At 29.7% G+C, this 3,666-nt stretch carries 5 protein-coding genes; all 5 read right to left on the reverse strand.

Features of this window, described 5'->3' with window-relative positions:
- Nucleotides 1-565 (reverse strand): glycosyltransferase family 2 protein (locus ACLUJM_RS13170; protein ID WP_412413017.1); only part of this gene is annotated, 565 nt, incomplete at its 3' end.
- Nucleotides 566-612: 47 nt separating this feature from the next.
- Nucleotides 613-1,419, reverse strand: a complete 807-nt coding sequence (locus tag ACLUJM_RS13175) for a LicD family protein (RefSeq protein ID WP_158562603.1) — start codon at nucleotides 1,417-1,419, stop codon at nucleotides 613-615.
- Nucleotides 1,416-2,375 (reverse strand): glycosyltransferase family 2 protein, encoded by a 960-nt coding sequence (locus ACLUJM_RS13180; RefSeq protein WP_072066637.1) that lies wholly within the window; start codon nucleotides 2,373-2,375, stop codon nucleotides 1,416-1,418. Before ACLUJM_RS13180 ends, ACLUJM_RS13175 begins: the two co-directional genes overlap by 4 nt.
- A 4-nt stretch (nucleotides 2,376-2,379) precedes the next feature.
- Entirely contained in the window at nucleotides 2,380-3,357 is a 978-nt protein-coding gene (locus tag ACLUJM_RS13185) for an EpsG family protein (protein WP_182426925.1), read from the reverse strand.
- Between the two features lie 50 nt (nucleotides 3,358-3,407).
- Nucleotides 3,408-3,666 (reverse strand): hypothetical protein (locus ACLUJM_RS13190; protein WP_412413016.1); only part of this gene is annotated, 259 nt, incomplete at its 5' end.

Here is a 3,666-nt window from a genome sequence, read left to right on the forward strand (position 1 = left end):
CTTTATATCCTTTTTTTAAGATAGAAAGCCACAAAGCACAATCTTCATGCCTTACATTCTTAAAATACATTTTACCTACTTTTTCCGTATCATACATTACAGTCAGACAGCCTATACAATTCCCCCTCAATAATAAATGATAATCTACCACTGAAGGAGCAATAATTTTACGCTTTGTACGCCTCCCTGCCTGATCTACTTTCTCGAAATTTGAGAAAACCATTGCTACATTAGGTTGATCTATAAATTTTAACTGCTCCTCTAATTTTTTAGGTAACCAAATATCATCACTATCTAAAAAAGCGATATATCTTCCCCTTGCTTCTCTTATTCCGATATTACGTGGTATGGATGGTGAACCTGAGGGTTCATTTGTTTTTAAATATCTAATACGAAAATCTTTTGCTTCATATTTTTTTATAATATCTGCAGAATTATCAGTAGAACAATCATCAACAATAATCATTTCCCACTGTTGAAATGTCTGCATTATAACTGATTCTATTGATTGAACAATATATCTTTCAGAATTATAACAAGGAATTATAACAGATACCAAAATCATTACTAATAATAAAATGTGAAAAGTAAAAAAACAGGGAACACATATATTCAAATTTTCCAATAAGCTTCAAAAGAGTGACCAATCCTTTTTTCCACTGGAGGCAATTGCATATAATCACCGTATGTATTTTTTAAATATTCTTGATATAATATAGGGACCTCAAAACTTTCTTTTTCAAAAGATAATAATAACGATGAGTCAAAAACCTCTTTTCTATAAATGCATATTTTAGCTTCCGGCTCTACCACATTAGAGACATAATTTGATGATTCATAAGCATATTTTCGAGCCAATCGCTCCATCCTATTTACAAAAAACTGAAAACCAAAGATACGGACGATCTTCCATGCTAAATAAATAATAGGAGTCATCATAAAAGATGTTTCAGGCATCTTAGGATGTGCAGACAAAGCCCTCATCCTATGCAAAACACGCATTTTAAAATAATGAATTTTAAATTTATCAGGCATACCGTCTAAGGGGAAAATATCAACCCAAATCCCCATATTTTGAATAGTTTGCAAATCATTTTCCACACACAAAGTACGAGTATCTATCATTTTTGCATGAGTATAATAATAATCCTCATTCTTTGGATTACTTAAGATTTTATAATAACTATGTCTCAAGGAAGGAACTAACTCCAATAATCGCTCATAATCTGAACGTGGCATCATTATATCAATATCATCATCCCAAGGAATAAATCCTTTATGCCTAACGGCTCCCAACAAAGTACCCCAAGCTAAATAATAGCGAAGATGATATTGCTGACAAATTTTCCGAATATACAATAAAGCGTCAAGTTCTACTTTTTTTATTTCTTGTTCAGATAATCTATTTCGTTTATTCATCTCCATCTTTTTTTATATAGATATCTAATAATAGAAAATACCCATTTAAAAAGTGCCTCATTCCAAACAAACAATCTCGCTGTAAGTTTTTCGGATAGTCCTGGATGAGAATAAAGATGTTCCATTTGTCTTTTTAGATCATACTTTTCTCGAATGATTTGATATAAATCATTTTGCCCAGACAAAATAGCTAAAATCATGAATTTCCACAATGTACGTGAAAATTCAAATTCAAGCCCTCTAACAGAATAATTCACTTTTTTATAGTAGTTGACCGTGCGTTGTGAAGCTTCTATACTTGTCAAACTTTTAATAGAAAAGATTGCCATGGCTGACTGATCATTTACACGATAGTGATAAAGAAGATTGTTTGTATAACAAACCTTATTAGAATAAACTAAATATTTCAATATAAATTCACGATCTTCACCACGAGTACACCCTATCACAAATTCTAATTGTTTCTCTTTTATAATATTATGTCGAAATAACATACAACAAATCTGAGGATTGAAACTTTTATCTAGAATAATTCTTTCTATACAACGTTTACCACTCATTTCTATATATCCTTGAGCATCATCCATACAGAAAACCATAGAACGAGTAAAACCACAGATTGCCAAATCAGCCTGATGACTTATAAGCTGTAAAAGTGTTATCAAAAAATTAGGTTCTATCAGGTCATCACTATCAACAAAGCAAATATACTCTCCTTGACACTGGGATAGAGCCTTATTTCTTGCGACAGACACTCCTGCATTAGACTGAGAAATAATTTTAAAACGCTCATCCAATGTAGCGTAATGATTTAAAATAGATAATGTATTATCTTGACTTCCATCATCTATACAAATCACCTCCCAATTAACATAGGTTTGATTCAATATAGACAATAAACAATCAGACAAATATCTTTCAGAATTATAACAAGGGACAATTATAGATATCAACATTTTACTATTTGAAAAATATAAACTTATATGGGATATAATATGAGGGTACACCTTTTATGAATGGAACGAATAGGTACAATAAGAAATAAGAAATACATAGAAAATAAGAAAGAAGCTTCACTTGCTCTCTTAGTTGTCCATCCAATCCTTTAACCACTTTAGGAATCAACAAACAATAATATATATTAAAATAAAACGCTATTCTCCCGCCTAAATGAGCTCCTAAAAAAGATACGAAAACAAAACTTAACAATAAAACATTAAATAAATTACACTTGTTTTTATCTATGTTTTTACTTCCCAAAACAAAACAAATAATAAACAACAAAAAGTATATTAATTGAGTATATTTCCCACCTTCAATATCCATCTTGCCGTCAAGATAAGAGGTATACACCCCTAATATATTTAGCATATAAAAAAATAAAGGTTTGGCTACTATTGATATTATAGATAATAATACAACTAATCTAAACTTTAGAAATGGCAACCAATATATAATAATCGCTACTCCTGCAGAAGGATGGAATAAAGCTGCAATCAATATACATAATATATATTTAATTAGTGAACGTTTTACTATAAAACGATAACCATAAAAACAAATAGCCAAAGCCAAAGCTTGTCGAATAATACTGAGTGATGTAAAAAAGAAGAAACAAATTAAAATAGTTACTGATAACGCATAATCTTTTGAATATTTTTTTAAAGTAAATATTAGAAGAGCAAATGTTGGAAGCCCAAAAAGAACAAATAACATCTGTGGAGATTCAAAATATAAAGCAATCTCTGCCCAAACAATGCTTAAAGGAGAAAATAAGTATAAAATCTGTGCCTCTTCTTCATTTTCAATTAATGTATAATACGTTAAATAGTCATACCCCACTCTATAACGACAAATTACAACAAAAATTATAATAATAGGAACACAAATTCCCGCTACAGTAGAATATTGTCTTTTCCTACTTTGTATATATAACAAAAATAGCACAATTAGTAAAAAAAAATAGATAGAACATGTATTATCTACTATTATTTACTTTTATCAAACAATTCAATTCTAATCTCTCTACCATAAAAGATATCAGTATGTTGCGCATCTGAATCTTTCCAATGAGGATTTGGAATCATATAGTCTTTACCATAATGCATACAAAGATGTTCCTCATAATTTTCAGGAACAAAAGTATTAATTCCAATAAATGAATATTCAATCAAATCAATTCTAGGAAAATGAATTCTCCGGATTGCATTATCACCTTTTTTAGTTCTCTTTATATCTGAATATACT

Source organism: Finegoldia sp., from assembly GCF_046991905.1.
In the GTDB taxonomy this organism is placed as follows: domain Bacteria; phylum Bacillota; class Clostridia; order Tissierellales; family Peptoniphilaceae; genus Finegoldia.